This window comes from Agrobacterium sp. K11 (assembly GCF_059429395.1).
This window is the reverse complement of record NZ_JCAHRB010000014.1, coordinates 1-19,750: the sequence shown is the minus strand read 5'-3', so window position 1 is coordinate 19,750 and position 19,750 is coordinate 1. Positions and strand designations below refer to the sequence as shown.

The 19,750-nt window shown below is 56.6% G+C and carries 16 protein-coding genes and 1 pseudogene; 11 read left to right on the top strand and 6 right to left on the bottom strand.

Features of this window, described 5'->3' with window-relative positions; translation table 11 throughout:
* Positions 1-35 precede the first annotated feature (35 nt).
* The 4 genes from AC5SEO_RS23640 to AC5SEO_RS23625 all read right to left on the bottom strand — a co-directional run bounded on the left by AC5SEO_RS23640 (position 36) and on the right by AC5SEO_RS23625 (position 4,877).
* Complete coding sequence (locus tag AC5SEO_RS23640) at positions 36-1,064, bottom strand: ABC transporter substrate-binding protein (protein ID WP_413373831.1); 1,029 nt, start codon at positions 1,062-1,064, stop codon at positions 36-38.
* A gap of 200 nt (positions 1,065-1,264) precedes the next feature.
* Positions 1,265-2,203 (bottom strand): ABC transporter substrate-binding protein, encoded by a 939-nt coding sequence (locus AC5SEO_RS23635; protein ID WP_112155497.1) that lies wholly within the window; start codon positions 2,201-2,203, stop codon positions 1,265-1,267.
* A gap of 68 nt (positions 2,204-2,271) precedes the next feature.
* Positions 2,272-3,303, bottom strand: a complete 1,032-nt coding sequence (locus AC5SEO_RS23630; protein ID WP_112155498.1) for an ABC transporter permease subunit — start codon at positions 3,301-3,303, stop codon at positions 2,272-2,274.
* Positions 3,300-4,877, bottom strand: a complete 1,578-nt coding sequence (locus AC5SEO_RS23625) for a sugar ABC transporter ATP-binding protein (RefSeq protein ID WP_112155499.1) — start codon at positions 4,875-4,877, stop codon at positions 3,300-3,302. The genes AC5SEO_RS23630 and AC5SEO_RS23625 overlap by 4 nt, the downstream gene beginning before the upstream one ends.
* Positions 4,878-5,411: 534 nt before the next feature.
* Here AC5SEO_RS23625 and AC5SEO_RS23620 point away from each other — a divergent pair.
* The 5 genes from AC5SEO_RS23620 (at position 5,412) to AC5SEO_RS23600 (ending at position 10,631) form a co-directional block, all read left to right on the top strand.
* Complete coding sequence (locus AC5SEO_RS23620) at positions 5,412-6,065, top strand: helix-turn-helix domain-containing protein (protein ID WP_162632979.1); 654 nt, start codon at positions 5,412-5,414, stop codon at positions 6,063-6,065.
* 112 nt (positions 6,066-6,177) lie between these two features.
* On the top strand, positions 6,178-6,966 hold the full coding sequence (locus tag AC5SEO_RS23615; RefSeq protein ID WP_115064435.1) for a cyclase family protein: 789 nt from the start codon (positions 6,178-6,180) through the stop codon (positions 6,964-6,966).
* A 235-nt stretch (positions 6,967-7,201) separates the two neighbouring features.
* A complete protein-coding gene (locus tag AC5SEO_RS23610) occupies positions 7,202-8,128 on the top strand; it encodes a dihydrodipicolinate synthase family protein (RefSeq protein ID WP_112155502.1) in 927 nt (308 codons plus the stop codon).
* 11 nt (positions 8,129-8,139) lie between these two features.
* On the top strand, positions 8,140-8,973 hold the full coding sequence (locus tag AC5SEO_RS23605; protein WP_112155503.1) for a shikimate dehydrogenase family protein: 834 nt from the start codon (positions 8,140-8,142) through the stop codon (positions 8,971-8,973).
* A 101-nt stretch (positions 8,974-9,074) separates the two neighbouring features.
* Positions 9,075-10,631: a UxaA family hydrolase gene (locus AC5SEO_RS23600; protein ID WP_112155504.1), complete on the top strand. Its 1,557-nt coding sequence runs from the start codon at positions 9,075-9,077 to the stop codon at positions 10,629-10,631.
* Positions 10,632-10,749: 118 nt separating this feature from the next.
* On the opposite strand, the gene AC5SEO_RS23595 is transcribed toward AC5SEO_RS23600, so the two are convergent.
* A complete protein-coding gene (locus AC5SEO_RS23595; protein ID WP_112155505.1) occupies positions 10,750-11,898 on the bottom strand; it encodes an ROK family transcriptional regulator in 1,149 nt (382 codons plus the stop codon).
* A gap of 300 nt (positions 11,899-12,198) precedes the next feature.
* Between AC5SEO_RS23595 and AC5SEO_RS23590 the strand changes: the two genes are divergently transcribed.
* Genes AC5SEO_RS23590 through AC5SEO_RS23565 form a run of 6 tightly spaced genes read left to right on the top strand, consistent with a single transcriptional unit; the run spans position 12,199 to position 18,635 of the window.
* Positions 12,199-13,431, top strand: a complete 1,233-nt coding sequence (locus tag AC5SEO_RS23590) for an urea ABC transporter substrate-binding protein (protein ID WP_025590972.1) — start codon at positions 12,199-12,201, stop codon at positions 13,429-13,431.
* A gap of 22 nt (positions 13,432-13,453) precedes the next feature.
* Positions 13,454-15,088: an urea ABC transporter permease subunit UrtB gene (gene urtB, locus AC5SEO_RS23585; RefSeq protein ID WP_112155506.1), complete on the top strand. Its 1,635-nt coding sequence runs from the start codon at positions 13,454-13,456 to the stop codon at positions 15,086-15,088.
* Between the two features lies 1 nt (position 15,089).
* Positions 15,090-16,184 carry an urea ABC transporter permease subunit UrtC gene (gene urtC, locus AC5SEO_RS23580; RefSeq protein ID WP_323687031.1) on the top strand — a complete coding sequence of 365 codons (1,095 nt, stop codon included), beginning with the start codon at positions 15,090-15,092 and terminating at the stop codon, positions 16,182-16,184.
* Entirely contained in the window at positions 16,181-16,924 is a 744-nt protein-coding gene (gene urtD / locus AC5SEO_RS23575; RefSeq protein ID WP_112155507.1) for an urea ABC transporter ATP-binding protein UrtD, read from the top strand. Before urtC ends, urtD begins: the two co-directional genes overlap by 4 nt.
* Positions 16,925-16,926: 2 nt before the next feature.
* Positions 16,927-17,622 carry an urea ABC transporter ATP-binding subunit UrtE gene (gene urtE / locus AC5SEO_RS23570; protein WP_112155523.1) on the top strand — a complete coding sequence of 232 codons (696 nt, stop codon included), beginning with the start codon at positions 16,927-16,929 and terminating at the stop codon, positions 17,620-17,622.
* A gap of 14 nt (positions 17,623-17,636) precedes the next feature.
* A complete protein-coding gene (locus AC5SEO_RS23565) occupies positions 17,637-18,635 on the top strand; it encodes an acetamidase/formamidase family protein (RefSeq protein WP_112155508.1) in 999 nt (332 codons plus the stop codon).
* Between the two features lie 74 nt (positions 18,636-18,709).
* Here AC5SEO_RS23565 and AC5SEO_RS23560 read toward each other — a convergent pair.
* Positions 18,710-19,701: pseudogene (locus AC5SEO_RS23560) on the bottom strand (IS3 family transposase); the annotation flags it as partial.
* Positions 19,702-19,750 lie beyond the last annotated feature (49 nt).

The window sequence follows — 19,750 nt, the reverse complement described above, 5'->3', positions numbered from 1 at the left end:
CAGCCGGCCCCGTTGAAAGGGCCGGCCGTCTGCCATTACTGGTTGGATGCTGCAGCGATTGCCTCGATCGCAATGTCCTGCGTGTAGTTGATGTTCGCCACGCCGCCTTCCGGCGTGGATGCGAGGGCGGTGTCCAGCCCTGCAGCGTCGATCCCAAGGAAGGGTACGGTCAGGTCCTTCGGAATATCTTTCTTGCCGTCGAGAATCTGCTGGGCCACCCAGAAAGCCATGCTGCTCATGCCCGGCGGAATGGAGCCCGACAGGGATTTGTAACCATTCTTGTCGATATTTTCCTTCCACCAGGCCAGTTCCGCCTGGCTGTTGCCGAAGAATACGGTCGGAATTGGCCGGCCTGCCGCCTTGAAGGCTTCCGCTGTCCCGAAGCCGACCTCTCCCTGCGTCACGACGCCTACAATCTCAGGCAGGCTCGGCAGCACGCTAGCCACTGCCTTCTGTGCGACAGTTGGAGACCAATCGCCCTGAACTTCTCTGACGACCTTGAACTTGGGGAAATCCTTGACGCCGGCAAGGATGCCCTCATGGTACTGGCTGTCGATCGAGGTGCCCGGAAGGCCGCGGACTTCGAGCAGGTTTCCGCCCTCCGGGTGGACGTCGTTCAGGAACTTGACCTGGCGGTAGCCGATTTCCTTGAAATCGACCGTTACACGCCATGCGCACGGTTCCGTGGCGATACCATCGAATGTCACGACGACGACGCCTGCGTCGCAGGCTTCCTTTATCGCTCCGTTAAGAGCTGTCGGCGAGGCCGCATTGATGACGATGGCGTCATATCCTTGTAGGACGAGGTTCTGGATCTGTGCCGCTTGTTCAGTTGCCTGGTTTTCAGCCGTTGTGAAGACGTCAGCGGCCGCAACGATACCGTCGGCAACGGCCTTGGGCGTGACGTCGTTCCAACTGGCCAGCATGGCCTGACGCCAGGTGTTGCCGGCGTAATTGTTCGAGAATGCGATTTTCTTGGATGACGTATCGGCATGCGCTGGGCTGAGCGCCAACATAGATACGGTCATGGCAAACAATGCCGCGTGGTATTTGGACATAGTCATTCCCCTTGATGTTAATGTTGACGGCTTTTAGGTAGGTCGTCGGGCCCAGGCCCGATCCATGCACCAGCCACTGTAAATGCGGCTCGGTATGATAAAGGCGGCCCTGCTTGGAGAACTCGTGCTTGTCTGCGCGTCTCCAGATCGTGCCTCAGCAGATACGGCCGGGCGCCGTTATGACGCCCGGCTTGGGTATGGGTCGACTAATCGCGCACGGCTTCCCAGCCCTTGTGCTCGGCCACATTGTCACGGGTCACAAGTTCCGCATTGAGAAGGACGACCGCGTTCTCCGGCGTTTCGCCATTGAGCACCTTGTTCCCGAGTTCGACGGCAGTAGCAGCCATCTTGTAGGGGTCCTGCGCGGACGTGGCCTGGATGCCCTGGCTTGCATCATTCTTGAGTTCGGCTTCAAGATCCGGCGCACCGTCCACGGAGGTGATGATGATGCCGGAGCGGTTAAGCTGTTTCATAGCAAGGTTGCTGCCGATCGCCTGCGGATCCGCCACGGCAAAGACAGCATCGATCTTGGGAAAACGCGTCAGTTGCGACTGCATGACTTCCAGCCCACCATCGCGGGAACTCTTTCCGTTCTGGTCATCGGAGAGGATTTTGATATCGGGATTGGCCGCGAACACCTTCTTGCAGCCGACGACACGGTCCATGATGGCCGAGTTCTGAGGGCCGTTCTGGATGATGACGTCGCCCTTGCCGCTGAGCTTGTCGACGATGAACTGACATGCGATTTCGCCAGCCTGCACGTTGTTCGTCGTGACAGTCAGATCGGCGCCGTCAGCTGCGGTATCGACGGCAACGACGATGATGCCGGCGTCACGAGCCTTCTTGATGGCGGGCGCGAGAGCCTTGGGGTCGCCCGGATTGAGGAGGATCATGTCGACGCCGGATGCAATGAAATTGTCGATCTGGTCGATCTGCTTGTTGAGATCCTGTTCAAAGCCGAGGGTCGTGACTTTGACATTGGGATTGATCTTCTTCGCTTCGCTTTCTGCGCCCTTTGCAAGGGCCACGAAGAAGGGATTTCCAAGGGAGGCAAGCGAGATGCCGATAGCATTCAGGTCCTTGGCGGAGGCCGTGGAAGCCGTGACTGCGAGCATCGATAGAGCGGCAAACCATGCACTTTTCATCGTTAGTCTCCTGTTTTTACGATTGGATTGATTGTTGGTAAGCCCCAGCCGGAAGCTTCCTCCGTCTGTCAGGTTCTTCCCGAACTCATTAGGCGATAACGGTCGAGCGCAACTGCGCAGATGATGACGAGCCCTTTGATGATAAACTGCCAGACGTCCGAGACGCCGGTCAGGATGAGCCCGTTGGAAAGGACGGCGATAATCAGCGCACCGATCAGCGTGCCCCAGATCGTTCCGACGCCGCCCACGAAGCTGGTTCCGCCCAGGATGACGGCCGCGATCGCATCCAGTTCGTAGGATTGTCCGAGTTGCAGACCGTTTGCAGCGAGAAGGCGCGTGGACGACATGACCCCGCCTAGACCCGCCAGAAGGCCGGAAGCGCAGTAGACGAACATCAGGATTTGCCAGACCTTGATTCCCGCAAGCTTCGCCGCGGCTTCGTTGCCACCCACCGCATAGATCCGCACGCCGAGCGTGGTGAAGCGGAGGATGATCCAGGAGATCACGATTACGGCGAACGCCATCACCGTCAGCCACGAAATGCCCAGGAAGGCGTTGCCGCTGATGGCCGCGAACGGAAGGTCGGCATTGAAGACCGTCTTGTCATCACCGAGCACGCGGGCAAGGCCGCGCACGGCAGTCAGGGAGCCGAGCGTCACGATGAACGGCGGCAGTTTTCCGAAAGCAACCAGCCCGCCGTTCACGGCGCCCAAAAACAAGCCGAGCAGAATGCCCGCCGCTATGCCGAACATTCCCCATCCCGGCACGAGCGAAACCATGACGGCAACCATGGCGGATGCCGCGAGGATCGAGCCCACCGACAAATCGATGCCGCCGGTCAGGATGACGAATGTCATGCCGGCTGCAAGGACGGTGTTGATGGAGGCCTGCTGCATCACGATGGACAGGTTCTGCATCGTGAGAAAGCGCCCCGATGTCCAGGCATCGAGCAGGCTTCCGGTTTCGGTGTAACCGCTCATGAACTGGAAAGCCAGGCTGATCAGGACGAGGATCGGGAACATGCCAAGCGCATGGAAGGACGTGCGAATTGCACGTTTGCGCCGAACCAGCGGTTGTTCGGTGGAAAGTGTGGTGGTCATGGTCTTGCCTCCCGAAGGGGATGGCCGTCGCGTCCCGCGGTGCCGGTTGCGATGGCGATGATTTTTTCCGAGGTGATGGGCGTGCCGGTAGAGCCTCCGACTTCGCCTTCGATGCGGCCGTCACGCATGACGACGACGCGATCGGTGATGCCGACGAGTTCCGGCAGGTCGCTCGAAATGACCAGCACACCGGTTCCGTTGTGGGCGAGTGTCTCGATGATCCGGTAGATTTCCGATTTGGCGCCGATATCGACGCCTCGCGTCGGCTCGTCGAGAATGATCAGTTTCGGCCGGGTTTGCAGCAGTCGCGCCAAAAGCACTTTCTGCTGGTTGCCTCCCGACAGCGCGCCGACATTGATCTGAGGGCCGGACAGGGCAATTTTCATCTCCCTTATCGCGCCAGCGGTGCGGCTTTTCTCCTTGGTTCTGTCCAGAAACGCGCAGGCTTTGCTGTCGTCTCCGATGGCTGCGATATTGACATTCGCGGAGACGCTCATATCGAGAAACAGGCCGTCATGCTTTCGGTCTTCCGTGAGATAGGCGATGCCCGCCTGAAGCGCGTCGAGCGGGCTTCGAATTTCGATTGGCTCCCCATCGAGCAACATCGTTCCACCGGTCACACGTGATGCACCGTAGACAAGGCGGGCGAACTCCGTTCTCCCCGCGCCGACAATGCCGGCGAGACCGAGAACTTCGCCGCGCCGTAGATCGAAGCTGACGTCCTTGACCTTCGCGCCGTCCCGCAGGTTGCGCACCGACAGAAGCGTGGCGCCGGGCGCATAGCCGGCATTCCTGTCCTTCTGATAGAAACTCGAGAGGTCCCGGCCGACCATCATCTGGACCAGCCGTTCCTCTGACAGGTCAGCGCGCGTGACGGAGCCGACGTATCGTCCGTCGCGCAAAACCGTCACGCGGTCGGCGAGGTCGTAGACTTCGTCCATTCGATGACTGATGTAGATGATCGCCAGACCCTGCGCCCGCAGCTTCCGGACGATGGCAAAAAGACGCTCGCATTCTCGGGAGGAAAGGGACGTCGTCGGCTCGTCCATGACAAGGATACGACAGTCTGACAGCAGCGCGCGTGCGATTTCCACCTGCTGACGCTGGGCTAGCGAGAGGGAGGCGACCTTGTCGGTTGGTGAAAAGTCTACGTCCAGCTCGTCAAGAGCCTTACGGCAGGCCGTTATTGTCGCATTGCGATCGACAAACCCGAACCGGGCTTTTTCCTGCCCAAGCACCATGTTCTGCGCGACCGTCAGATTGGGTGCTAGCGCCAGCTCCTGATAGATGATGGATATGCCGAGCCTCTTGGCGTCGGTGGGGCCGGAAATGAGGGCAGGGCCGCCGTTGACCTCGATTGTCCCCGCCGTGCAGGAATGTGCACCGGAAAGAATTTTCATCAAGGTCGATTTGCCGGCACCATTCTCGCCCATGAGAGCGTGAACCTCACCCGGATAAATATCGAGATCGACCCCGTTCAGGGCGAAGGCAGGGCCGAACTGCTTCTTTATGCCGCGCATCCGAAGCAGCGGGATTGCCATCGGCTTTTCCGGTTTTTCTAATTCGTGCGGCATCCGTATAGTCCCTTGTATCCGGATCGTCCTTCTGAAGGCGAGCACGACCGCGCGTCGCTCCCCTTTTTAAAGAGGACCGTCGTCGTACAGGTTTCCTTTCGGAAAACTCCCAGCGCTGTCTTCGGCTTTCGTCCACTTCCCGCGTTTCCGCGCAAGCGTCGCTACCTGTGTTCACCCTTGCCCTGCGGCTTTCATTTTTTCATACAGTTTCATAAAGGAAACATTTAGTCAAGGCGAGAAAACCGCGCAAACTGCTCGACGATGGTTTTTGACGGACTTTATCTGAAAAGCTGAATTTTCCCAGCCGCTTATGGCGGAAGAACTTTCCGCGGTGACTTGGTAGGACGCACATTTGGTACGCGTCACAAACGCCAGCGAACAGCGTTTTGTGCCCTGATGCGCGTGGCATCGCGGGTTTGTGGAGTTTTTCCAATTTCCTTTATGAAATATTTGAGTCATGGTAACGGATCGCAATTGTAGATTGACGCGCTTCAGCGCAGGGCAAGCAACCAACACGGACGATCGATGATGGAAATGAACAGCAGCACCCGCAAGCCGCCTGCGATGATCGGGCAGGTTCTCCGCGAAAGGAGAGGTCATCACGGCTGGACGCTTGCGGATGTTGCGGACAAGACGGGGCTCTCCAAGTCCACGCTTTCGAAAATCGAAAACGACCTTATCTCTCCGTCTTATCAGACGATAATACAACTCTGTGACGGCCTGGATATCGAGATCGGCGACCTTCTCGCACCTGGTTCTTCCGGCGAGGAGCCGCGGCAACTGATGGGGCGCCGCAGCGTAAGCCGTCAGCACGACGGTGTGGTGATGGAGGACGACAATTACAAATATGTCTATCTTTGCACGGACATAGCGCACAAGCGCATCGTGCCGATGGTAATCGACGTGAAGGCCGATTCCCTCCAGCGCGTGGACGGTCTCTGGACCCATGTGGGAGAAGAATTTCTCTATGTTCTCGATGGGACAATCACGCTCTATACGTCGCTTTACGAAGAAATATCGCTGGATGCCGGTGACAGCGTCTATTTCGACAGCACCATGGGGCATGCCTATATCGCCGCGAAGGGGAAGCCCGCCCAGTTGCTCGTAATGTGCTCAAGTGCCACGCCGAACCTCGCTCAGACGCTTCGCGAGTTGCTGAAGCAGAGGTTGACGGCGAAGTCCGCGTGATTTGTTTCATGGTGGAAAGTTTTTCAGATTTTCTTCTGTGAAACCGTTGACAACTTTTTTTATCGGCCGCATTGTTTCGTCATCTGCACAACGGGCGATCTAGGAAACAATGATGAGCACGAATTCGACAAACAAGCTGTGGCAGCTTCTCCAGGGTGCCACCATCGTCGATCTGTCGGTTACGACGGGTCCGGACATGCCCTGTTCCCCGCCCGAAGGGCAGCGGATGAATCAGTATCTTTTCAACACCTATACCGATCCGCGCGGTGTCTTTCTGGAATATGTCCAGATTCATGACGACCATACGGGAACGCATATCGACGCCCCCTCGCATTTTACGCCGTCTCTTGAAAGCGGCCTGCCACACGCCACCGAATTCGGCACGGTCACGATTGAGCAGCTCGACCTCAAGCAGCTCATTGGTCCCGCCGTCGTCGTCGATGTCCGCTCATTGGTTGAGGCAGCCCCGAAGGGAACCCATACGCATCTGGCGGAGAGCCCCTGGATCTCCCGTGAATTCTTGGAGGAATGGGAAGAGCGGCACGGTGGTTTCCAGCCCGGCGAGATCGTTCTTTTCCGCGCAGACTGGTCCGACAAATACTATAAGCCGCTGCCGGAAGGCTTCGAATATGACCGTTCTCATCCGGCACCCTCGGCTGAAGCAATCGAGTTTCTCTTTGATCGCGGCGTTCGCCATATCGGCGTCGACGGGCGCGGCATTGGCGCGATGCAGGACGACAACACGCCGCATTGGGCCGCGCTCGGACGTGGCATGTACGCAACGGAAAATCTGACGAATCTGGGTAAACTGCCGACCCGCGGCGCCGTGTTCATTTTTCTGCCCCACAAGTTCAAGGGCGCCACGGGCGGCATGGGGCGCGCGATCGGTTTGATTGGCTAGGAAACACAACGAAACTGGCTGACTTTGAGCGCCGGAACATGCGTTCCGGCGAAGCGCCCGCCTGTGCCGTCAACCATGTGGCGGTACCTTGCCACGATCTCTATCTGGAACCGTTCTATTTCCTTTTGGAAACTCTGTGTCCGGATCAGTCGAAATTCGGCCCCACCGAACCGGTGGGGCCATCTGAACCGAGACCTGGGTAGGTTCTGCCCGTCTCGATACCGGGAGTATTCTTATGACAACTGTTCAGCCCTATTCAGGCTTGTTTCCCGTCGCGCCGACGCCTTTCCATGCCAATGGGGATATGGACCTAGATGGCCAGCGGCGTGTCCTGGACTGCATGATCGATCAGGGGGTCGACGGAATATGCATCCTGGCAAATTACTCTGAACAGTTCCTACTTTCCGACGAAGAGCGGACGCAACTGACGGAAGTGTGTCTGGAGCATGTCGGCGACAGGGTTCCCGTCATGGTGACCTGCAGCCATTTCAGCACGCGCATCGCCGCCGGGCGGGCAGCCCATGCATCCAGCCATGGGGCGAAACTTCTGATGATGATGCCGCCTTATCATGGTGCGGGTGCCATCAAGGTAGATGAAAGCGCCATTTACGAGCATTTCACCCGTGTGGCAGATGCGGGCGGAATTCCCGTCATGATCCAGGACGCGCCGTTGAGCGGCGTTGATCTTTCGGTCGATCTGCTGGTCCGCATCGCCCGGGCTCATCCGCTTGTGCGATACTTCAAGATCGAGGTGCCCGGCACGGCAGCCAAGCTGCGCAAGCTCATCGAAGTCGGCGGTGATGCGATCGAGGGGCCTTTCGATGGTGAGGAAGCCATCACCCTGATGGCCGACCTCGATGCCGGGGCAACCGGCGTCATGGCGAGTGCGATGATTCCGGACCTTATAAAGCCGATCATCGAAAGCCATGCGAAAGGTAATCGGTATGCGGCAATGGCCGGCTATGAGAAGATATTGCCCCTGATCAATTACGAGAACAGGCAGTGCGGCCTGCGGGCGGCGAAAGCCGTGATGATGGAGGGCGGCGTGATCGCGTCGGATCATGTTCGTCACCCCCTGAAGCCGCTGCATCCGGCGAGCCGTGAAGGTCTTCTCGAGCTGGCGCGTGCCGTCAATCCCGTCGCGTTACGCTGGGGACGCTGAGAGGTATCGATATGTCAACGAATGTCGTTGCTGTGTCGCTTGAGGCGGCGGATGCAAGTGAAATAACTGGAAGGACGCGGGTTCTGGGCATTTTGGCTCACCCGATCGAGCACGTCAAAGCACCGCCCGGTATCAACCGGATCGCGCGGGAACGCCGTAAGGATGCGGTCATGGTTCCCATGAACGTCACTCCTGACGATCTGCCGGAACTGGTTCGGTCACTGCGGAAACTGCGCAGCTTTGATGGGGCGATCGTGACGGTGCCTCATAAGCAGGCGATTCTGGCGCTTTGCGATGAGCTGACACCCCACGCACGGGCTGTGGGCGCCGCCAACATCCTGCGCCGGGAGTCGGACGGGCGGCTTGTCGGTGGTCAGCTCGATGGGGTCGGTTTCGTTGAAGGGCTTCGCAGCCAGGGAAAGGATATACGGGGCAAGTCGGTCTATCTCGTCGGCGCGGGTGGTGCTGCAAGTGCCGTTGCCTTTGCCATGGCGGAAGCGAGGGCGTCACGTATTACGCTGTCGAACCGCAGCACCGAGAAGATCGTCGACCTGCGTGAGAGGCTTCTGTCCATGTATCCCGATGTCGTGGTCGCGCTGGGAACGCCGGACGCTTCCAGCCACGATATCGTGATAAACGGAACCACGCTCGGCATGAAATCCGACGATCCCCTTCCTCTGGATGTGAGCACACTGACATCCGGCATGACAGTCGCGGAGGTGATTATGGAGCCCGAGATAACGCCGCTCCTGAAAGCCGCGGGAAACGCAGGCTGCACCATCCATTTCGGAAAGCATATGTTGAGTTGCCAGCTTCAACTCATGGCCGATTTCATGGGATTGTGAGCGTCTTCTCACCAATACGACGCGGCCTGGTTTCTCACTGGGGCCAAGAACGCTAACGCCTGAAGGCTGACGCTGACACCAGCCTCTCTCTGGAGATACAAATGGCCGTAACAACCAAATCGGAATTTAGGCGTGATCACAATTCAGGCCTGTCGACCATCCGTCTCAACGAAGCCGACAACGTGATCGTCGCGACCAGGCTGATCGAGGCTGGAGAGACGTTGGCGGGTCTGACGACGCTGGATGCCATCCCGAGCGGACACAAAATTGCGGTACGTGAAATTCCCGACGGCGAACCGGTCCTGAAATACGGTCAGGTCATCGGCACGGCGAAAACCGACATCCGGGCGGGCGAACACGTTCATCTCAAGAATCTCGCCATGCTGGAGAGCCACGTTTCGCACGAATTCGCCAGGGACGGCGGCCCTACACCACTTCTGCCTTCGGAAGAGCGGCGCACGTTTCGCGGCTATGTCAGACCCAACGGTCTCGTCGGCACACGCAATTACATCGGCATCATCACCTCGGTGAATTGTTCGGCCACGGTCGCCAGGGCCATCGCGGAGCACTACAAAACAAAGGGTTTTGGCGGTTATCCGAATATCGACGGTGTCGTAGCGCTGACCCACGGAACGGGCTGCGCCATTCCCATGGATACGGAAGGTTTCGTTTATCTGCGCCGCGTCATGAACGGCTATGCGCGTAATCCCAATTTTGGTGCGATACTGATCATCGGGCTGGGATGCGAGACGAACCAGATCAGTCATCTCGTCGAGGCTTTCGAGCTGGACGAGGGGACCCGGCTCCGCACCATGACGATCCAGCAAATGGGCGGAACGCGCAAAACCATTGAGGAGGCCATCCGCATCATCGATGAAATGGCACCTGACATAAACGATGTCGAGCGTACCTCCGTCCCTCTCTCGGGACTAAAACTCGCCCTCCAATGCGGCGGATCCGATGGCTACTCCGGCATAACCGCCAACCCAGCTCTGGGATATGCAGCGGACCTCCTTGTGAAGCATGGAGGAACGGCTGTCCTTAGCGAGACTCCCGAAATTTATGGCGCGGAACACCTCCTTACGCGCCGCGCCGCAACCCCAGCTGTCGCGGAGAAGCTGATGAAGCGTATTGACTGGTGGCGGGACTATACGGAAAAGAACGGCGCGGAACTCAATAACAACCCTTCTCACGGCAACAAAGAAGGCGGACTGACGACCATTCTGGAAAAATCGCTCGGTGCAGTTGCTAAGGGAGGCTCCATGCCATTGCAGGAAGTCTACGAGTACGGTGAACTGATCACCGAACCGGGCTTCGTGTTCATGGATACTCCCGGCTACGATCCCGTTGCCGTAACAGGACAAGTCGCCGGCGGCTGCAACCTGATTGTTTTTACGACCGGGCGGGGATCCGTATCGGGCTTCAAACCGGCTCCCTGCATCAAGGTCGCGACCAACAGCGAAATGTATCATCGCATGAGCGAAGACATGGATATCAATTGCGGCGGCATCATCGACGGTACAGACAGCATTCACGAAGCCGGCGAGCGGATTTTTGAACGCATCATAGCCGTCGCTTCTGGGGAACATACGGCGAGCGAGGACTATGATTACGGAGACAACGAATTTGTCCCGTGGCAGATTGGGGCGGTTACGTGAGGCGCACGGTCCTGAAACAGCACCCATTCGACAGAATGGAATTTATTTTAGCTAGAGTTCTCGCCTCATCGCAGTACGATACGGGAAACTAACAGAAGATCTGGTGGGCGCCCGCTTCTCAAAGCCAAGGCGATGAAAAAACCAAGGCTTCTAGGCCAGCCAGCTCAGCCGCACGCAAATCGCTAAGCTTTGATATATCAATCGTAACAGAACACTGACTGGCACCTTCATTTTCCGAGAGGGCAGAGGTTATCCCCTCAATGAAAGGTGCCGCAGCAGAAAGTGGGCCGGCCAGAATGACATGCGCCGGTGAAAGGATCGCCAGTAGGCCTGCAATCGCCGCTCCAACAGCTTCTCCTGCGTCCCGGAAGATGAGAGTTGCCCGCCGATCTCGGGCATTTGCCTGCCTGATTGCATGAGGAACGCCAAGACGCAGACCATCCTGGCCGCTACCGTCCATTTGATCCAAGTGCCCGAGCCGCTTTAGAACAGCGCCAGCAGAAGCAACCGTATCCAATGGTTGCCAGCAGTTACTAACGGGATCGTAGATCGTTTTTAACTTATCGAGCCGTCCTTCGAACGTGCTGCGTGATGAATTCTCGGTAACGACAATCAAGCTGACATCTATCGAAAACCCAGCATGGACCATGATGCTCGGCGATTTTGGGATGATCGCCTCTTGCCGGGTTTCCGCAATATGCAGCGCGTCCGCGATCGCTGCTCTGCTAACGGGAGCGAAAAAACGAGTCTCGATCTCGCTCGCCAGTACACTAAGCCACGCTTCAATATCTAGTTCTCCCGGGATGTTCAGATCGGGGGATGAAACGAGCTCAATGCCACATAATTTCCGATAACCAAGATTGGGTTGGCTTGCTAGGCGATCTGTAATCTCCGAGCACTTCTTGAGGAGATTTACGGCGAGGTTATCCAATTCCCCGGAGACGATGTCCTCCACGATGCGTTGACCCAAAAGATTAATGATCGAGATTTTTTGTTCGTATTTTGAAAGCACGATGCACAGAAGAAAAATGTTGGTGCCGTTCAAATACAGCCCGACATTGGGCCGACCGCGGACTGCCTTCGGCGATGTCGCACGTTCGAGAAGAAAGCCGTCGGCGATCAACTCACGCGTGATGCGCGAGAGGTTGGAGTCGGTGCTTTCGAGCTGGCGTGCAAGTTCGCGCCGGGACACCCCCGGCTTATGGCGAACTGCGGCCAGGACAGCAGCCTTTTTTAACAATTTAAGTCGAGAGGCAGGGACCAGCATGTTGCGACTTTTAAGAGTACATTCGGGCTACGTTTGCTTGATCCATGCCGAAAATTCAATACGGACCAACAAATAAGCAAGATCTCTATCTGCTGCGTATGTGTGCACTCGCTGCTCGTTTAGTGGGCAGAGGGATTTTCGGCGTTCGCCCGATGGTCCTTCCAAACCGACGTCGATAATAAATTATTCAATCAATTCATACGCATGATATTTATTTGCGATGCGCAAATAAATTGGCATGGGCTTTGCAACGATGGAGATGTTGGGCGAGTGGGTCGCCGTTAAAATCGGAGCAATAGGATGGATCGTCGAAGTTTCCTTATAAATACTGCCGCTGCAGGCGTCGCTCTTGCCACCCCCGCCCTGATAGCCAACCGTGCTCGAGCCGCCGAAACGCTAAAGCTCGGATGCTTGTTTTCCTCGTCTGGAACGATGGCAAATATCGAAGGTCGCCTGAATGCCGTCGTCAAAATGGCGGCGGACGAATTGAACGCGAAGGGTGGCGTTCTGGGCAAGCAGGTACAGGTACTGGCGACCGATCCTGCTTCTGACTGGCCACTTTATGCGCAGCTGGGTCGCCAACTATTGCTACAGGATCAATGCTCTGCGTTGTTCGGTTGCTGGACTTCCGTTTCCCGCAAATCCGTGCTCCCGGTCGTGGAGCAGAACAACGGTTTGCTGTTCTATCCATTGCATTTCGAGGGTGAAGAAAATTCCAAGAACGTTGTTTACCTGAACTCGCCTCCCGCGAGTTCGGTTTTGCCGGCACTCGAATATCTCATGGGTCCCGAGGGCGGCGAGGCAAAGCGGTTCTTCATGCTCGGTTCGGACTACGTGTGGCCGCGGACGATCAACAAGATTTGCAAGGGCTATTGGGCATCAAAGGGCTTCGACGAAAGCTCGTGGAAAGAAACCTATGTTCCTGTCGGGTTTTCGAATTTTCAGACGATCGTCAATGACATCCGCCAATTTATCAACCAGCCTGGCGGCCAGCCCATCATCATTCTGACGGTTGTCGGTTCTTCCATTCCTGACTTTTTAAAGGAAATCATCAATCAGGGGATCAAGGCGACGGACATTCCCGTTCTCGGCCTGGATATGCTTGAGGCGGATCTAGAGGGGCTTGATACGACGACGCTTGTCGGGCACCTCAATTGCTGGGCCTATCTGCAAAACGCCGAAGCGCCTGCCAATACAGCTTTCAAGGCGAACTGGGGGAACTACGTTAAAAGCGGAAGTCTTCCATATTCACCAACGACGGTTATCGATCCAATGGTTTCCGCCTATGACGGCGTCCACCTGTGGGCAAAGGCCGTGGAAAAGGCTGGCCAGTCCGATCCTGATGCCGTTCGTGCCGCATTTGATGGGCTGAGCTTCAATTGCCCTTCGGGTTACGACATCAAGATGACCGCCGAAAACAACTACGTTTCGCGGGGCGTGTTCATCGGTTCGGTAAATGAAACCCAAGGGTTCGATATCCTTTGGCAGTCAAAAGACACCCCGAAGCCCGTGCCATTCAGTCCGTATATGTGATCTCGTCATGGGAAATCTTAAAATGTCATTTTGGACGACCGGTCCCGCCACTTTGTGGCGGGGCTTGCTCTCGATGCTGTTTTTGGTCATTGCCCTAGGGGCGGCCAAAGCAGAAGAAACAACGAAACAGAATATAGTCGCACGGCTATGCTCATCAGCGGCAGCAGAACAACTAAATGGTGTTTCCGATCTCCTTCTCGCCGTCGAGGCCAACGATGTCGAACCCGCCTGGGGTCTGACAATTCTGGATGCGATCAGCCGACGAGCCCTGATTTGCGAAGGGCCCGAAGCGGTGGTGATCACGTCGAAGGAGATGCTTTCGGCTATTTCACTGGCGCCAGCATCGCACGCGCCTGAAATAAAAACGGGCGCCTTGGTCAACCTTAGAATGCGGGGAAAAGTGGACGCAGGTTTAGCCCTGCTTCGCTTGCTTGTCGATACCGGCGGCCCTGGCGCGATGAGAGATGCCGAGGAACTGGGCAAGCGGGTCCAGATGGTTCCAATCACGCTCATTGAGCGCGCTGCAAATCTTGCGACCAATAGTGCGCTGGCGGAAAAGCTGAGAGATCTTGTCGCTTCAGGAGCGCTGCAAGACGGCGATCCGGCAAAAAAGCTGACGGCCATAGCGACTTTAGCGGCCTCTCCGTCAAGTCACAACTTGAGCTTGCTTTTAGAGGCGCAGAAAAATCTGACGACTGAAAACGCCGAAATCCAAAAAGCCCTTGCTTCAGCAATCTCGCAGATAAGGTTGTGGCTCGAGATTGGCCAGATTTCCCAATTGGCTTTCAGCGGATTGAGCTATGCCAGCATCCTCTTCATGGCTGCGATGGGTCTCGCTGTCATTTTCGGGTTGATGGGGGTCATCAATCTCGCTCAAGGCGAACTGATCATGATCGGGGCCTATGTCACATTTCTGGTGCAGGAGGCCTTGAAGCTGCTGGCGCCGGGGTTGGTGGGCTATTATCTGTTGATAGCAATACCATTTGCTTTCCTGGTTACCGGCGGCGTCGGCGTCGCGATGGAAGTAACTGTCATCCGCCATTTATATAAGCGTCCGTTGACGACGTTGCTGGCCACCTGGGCGATTAGCCTGCTGCTCATCAATCTTGTGCGGGTGCTGTTTGGAACGCAGAATCTGGAATTTGTCACCCCCGTCTTTTTGAGCGGCGGCGTTCACATATTCGCTGACTTTTTCGTGACCTGGAACCGCCTTTTCGCAATAGCATTCGCGTTCATCGTATTGTGTGCCGCTCTCGTCGTCCTGCGTTTTACCCGGCTCGGTATGTTTATTCGTGCGGTTACAGAAAATCGCACCATGGCGAGTTGTATCGGCGTTTCGGTGCGGTTCGTGGATATGGTCGCCTTTGGCCTGGGTGCCGGGCTGGCCGGTCTCGCGGGTCTCGCGCTGTCTCCAATCTACACCGTTAACCCCGGCATGGGCACAGGGTTTATCGTGGATGCCTTCATGATCGTGGTCCTTGGCGGCGTCGGCAGTCTCGTCGGCACCGCGGTTGCGGCCCTGAGCATAGGGATGATCAACGTAATCATAGAACCCGTTTACGGAGCGGTCGCAGCAAAGGTCATCGCTCTTTTGATCATCGTTGTTTTTATTCAGTTTCGTCCAGAAGGCATGATTGCCCAGAAGGGGAGGCGTTAATATGCGAGACATCCTGTTCTCCTATCGCCAAAAAATTGCAGCCGAACGCCGAACCAATGATGTCATTGCAATGCTTCTGGTTTGTATCGGCCTGGTTATATTGGCGTGCGGCGTCACGGGCGCCGGACCGTCAAGCTACGTCCTCAATCTCGTCGGCCAGATAGCGACGTTCGGCATGCTTGCCATATCGCTCGATATCATCTGGGGATACGCGGGAATTCTCAGTCTTGGTCATGGACTGTTCTTTGCCATCGGCGGCTATGTCGTTGCCATGCACATGGTGAAAGTCGGTTATCTCTCAACAGGCGCACAGCCGGACTTCATGGTATTTATGGGATGGAGCGACCTGCCATTCTATTACGCAGGCTTCGAATTTGCGCCATACGCGCTGCTTGTCGCCATTTGCGTCAGTGCGCTCGTGGCCTTTGTAATTGGCTACAGTGCCTTTCGGGCGCGGGTGGTCGGGGTCTATTTCTCCATCATCACCCAGGCTTTCGTTTACATCGCCATGCTGCTGATGTTTCGCAACGATACCGGTTTCGGTGGAAACAACGGCATGACCGGATTTAGCACTCTGCTTTCATGGCCTCTTGCTGAACGCCGTACCGTCGCATTTCTTGCTGCAATATCCGTGCTTTGCACGGCCTTGCTGCTATTCGCAATGGCAAGATTAGTGACGTCCCGTTTCGGTCAAATGCTTGTTGCCATCCGGGACGACGAGGCTCGCCTGCGATTTCTTGGTCGCGAAACGCTCTGGATCAAACTCGGCATCTGGACGCTGTCGGCAATCGTAGCAACGCTTGCCGGAGTTCTTTATGTGCCTCAGGTCGGGATCGTTAACCCGAGGGTTTTGGCGCCCGATCTTTCGCTGGAAATCGCCGTATGGGTGGCGATCGGCGGGCGTGGTTCGCTTTCTGGCGCGCTGTTGGGAGCGATCGTCATCAGCACTCTGAAGTTCATTCTGACGGCTGTTGCACCCGATCTCTGGCCGTTCATTCTCTCCGCACTCGTGCTTTTTGTTGTGGTGATGCTTTCGAATGGCCTGAGCGATCTGCCGGGGATGTTTGCAACGAAAGTAAGAAAGATGGCGCGATGACCGAGGCACTTCAGGTTGATGGCGTTACCGTGACCTTCGGGACATTTCGGGCAATCAACAATCTAACATTTCATGTCGATTACGGAACCGTTTGCGCGATCATTGGCCCAAACGGCGCAGGAAAAACGACACTGCTCGATGCCATAACGGGGAAAAGCTCCGTTTCAAATGGTTGCATCACGCTGGATCGGCGGATTGAGCTGACGAAACTTCAAGAACCCGAGATCGTTCTTGCCGGCATTGGCCGGAAGTTCCAGAAACCGAGCATTTTCGAGGCGTTGACCTTGATGCAGAACCTCATGCTGGCGTTGAACGTCTCAAAGCGCAGATCGATTATGGAGTTGTTTTCTCTGCCAACCGCGCAGCAAGTAGCATTGATCGAACAGACGTTTGAAACGATCGGGATGGCGGACCAGCACGATCAAATCGCCGGCACGCTCAGCCATGGCCAGAAACAATGGTTGGAGATCGGCATGCTGCTGATGCAGGAGCCGCGAGTTCTTCTTCTGGACGAACCCGTGGCGGGGATGAGCGACAGTGAAACGGAGCGAACGGCGGACTTGATCGCAAAGCTGAAAAGCGCCGATCGCGCCATTGTCGTCATCGAGCACGATATGGAGTTCGTCGAAAAAGTTGCAGACAGGGTTATCGTTCTGGATGGAGGTCAGCTTCTGGTCGAGGGGCGAATGGATGCGGTCAAATCGGATCCACGTGTCGTTGAAGTCTACTTGGGGCGATGATCATGGGACTGACCATAGAGAAGCTAAATCTGCACTACGGCAGCAGCCATGCGCTGAAGAATATTTCATTTCAGACTGCGACGAAGGGCTGCACCGCTGTCATGGGACGCAATGGCGCCGGTAAAACGACGCTCCTGCGTTGCCTGATGGGAGTTCTCCCAGCGACCTCGGGCAAAATTTCCTGGAACGATCAAGATGTTACGATCTTGCCGCCATTTCGTCGCGTAAGAGAAGGATTCGGATACGTCCCCCAGGGGCGCGAGATTTTCGCAAATCTCACCGTGGGACAAAATCTCGAAATCGCGGCGGCGGCGGCGAAGGTCGAGGAACCCGAGGGGGTAATCGCGGAAGCCGTCGCGCTCTTCCCTGTCATCGGAGAGATGTGGAAGCGCCGAGGCGGGGATCTCTCCGGGGGGCAACAGCAGCAGTTAAGTATAGCACGCGCGCTTGTAACGCGGCCCGAGCTGCTGATCCTCGATGAGCCAACCGAGGGTGTTCAGCCCTCGATTGTCAGCCGCATCGAAGACGTGATCGCGCAATTGCGCGGTCGCCTCTCGATCTTGCTTGTTGAACAATATTTCGATTTCGCCCGCTCCATCTCGGACCAAGTCGTGGTCCTTTCCCGAGGTGAAGTTGTGCTGCATGGCGCCGCATCGGACATAAACGATGAAGCTGTGAAACGACATCTTTCAATCTAAATAGAAAGCGATACATGATGTTTGAAGTAAAAGCCTCTCCTGAGAACCTTTACTGGGGCTATTTCGATGCGGAGACCAAGCCAGTGTTGACCGTTCCTTCCGGAGCGGAAGTGATGCTGCATACGCTACCTGCCTGCTTTGAAGAGGATGTTCCCCCTAATTCCACGCTGGTTACGCCGGATCACCGGATTGCGCTGGACAATCTGGTACCAGGCGGCGGCGACGGAAAAGTTGTGGCTGGCCCTGTCGGTCCCCACGTGCTCACAGGACCGATTTTCGTGGAAGGCGCAATGCCCGGGGACGTCTTACAGGTTGATATTCTGGAAGCCACACCCCGCCAAGACTGGGGCTTCTGCGCCATCCTGCCCCTTCTGGGAACATTGCCGGAGGAATTCACCAACTACGAGCGCATGCACGTTTCGATCGATCGCGATCGGCAGATGGCGAAATTGCCGTGGGGACTGGAGATTGCCCTTGATCCCTTCTTCGGCATCATGGGTGTTGCGCCACCAAAGGAATGGGGCCGAATCGGCACCCCGGAACCACGGGCGTTTGGCGGCAATATGGACAATAAAGATCTCCGGCCAGGAAGCACCGTTTATTTCCCTGTCTTCAACGAAGGCGCATTGTTCAGCGCCGGTGACGGACATGGATGCCAGGGACACGGTGAGGTTTGTATCACAGCGCTGGAGACAGCACTCAACGGAGTCTTTCGCCTTACCGTGCGCAAGGACATGAAACTGGCTCAGCCATTCGCCGAGACCCCAGACAAACTCATCTCGATGGGTTTCAATAGCGACCTTGATGAAGCAGCCCGGCAATCGGTGCGTGAGATGATAAGGCTGATATGCGAACGTACGAATCTGGATCGGAACCAAGCATACATGCTATGTTCACTGGTAGCTGATCTGCATGTAACTCAGCTTGTTGACATCAACAAAGGCGTACATGCAATCCTTGACAAGAGGCACCTGGTAAACGCACTGGCAACTCGCGAAAAGTACTCACTTTGATCTCGAAAATTTAGAGTTGCCAACCGGGAGCGGTTTGCGGGGTGGAGTGCACCCCGTTTCACCGGACATGTCGGCTAGTTTGATTTAGCCCTGATGAACTGCCGAGGGGAAGCCATCTTGAGCGCGGAATGGGGATGGATTTCGTTGTAGTCCTCGATCCATCCGTCGATGAGCCGGAGCGCTGTTTGGGCGTCCGGTAGAGCTGATATCCGAATATAGTCCCGCTTCAACGTTTTGACGAAGGCTTCCGACATGCCGTTCGACTGCGGGCTGGCGACCGGCGTGAAGCAGGGCGTGAGATTGAGTGCTTGCGCAAACAGCCTCGTGTCCCGCGCGGTATAAGCCGAGCCATTGTCAGAGAGATGCTCGATAGCATGCGGGGCTCGGGTTGCATGGAAGCGTTTCTCGACCGCCTCCAACATCATGTCGCGCACGTCTGAGCCGGAAATGCCTGCATTGGCAACGGCCGTCCAGGCGATGATCTCGCGGTCGAAGGCGTCGATGATGAAGGCGAGACGAATGACCTCGCCATTCCAGCAGGCGAACTCCAGGCCGTCCGAGCACCAGCGCAGGTTGGAGCGCATGACCATGACCTTGCCATCGTGGAGGCGGCCCTTGCGAACGGCTGTGTGCTTCTCCAGTAGCATGGCGTGGTTACCCATGATGCGATGGACCCGTTTGGCGTTGACGACAGGCTGATCGGCGGCTCGCCTTTCGCGATTGAGGAGCGCGGCGATCCGCCGATAGCCATAGGTTGGCCTTTGATCCACCAGCCTGCGAATGGCGGGGAGAAGTTCTGCATCCTCGGCCTTGTGGTAGGCTCCGCGCGGCTTTGATCTGCCTTTCAGCCGCTCGACGAGGTTGGAACGGGATACGCCCAGCGTGTCGGCGACGGCCTTCATCGGGAACCGTCCTTCGGCAACAAGATCGGCCGCGATGTCCGTTTTTTTGAGTCTGCTTTGGATAAGGCTTCGCGGAGTATTTCGACCTCCATCGTCTTGCGGCCGAGCATGCGCTCCAGCTCGCGGACACGATCCTCCAGCTTCTTCACTTCCGAATTTGTAGTGGCCCCCTAAATCCCCGGACACGATCTCCCACTTGTTAAGTGTTAGGAG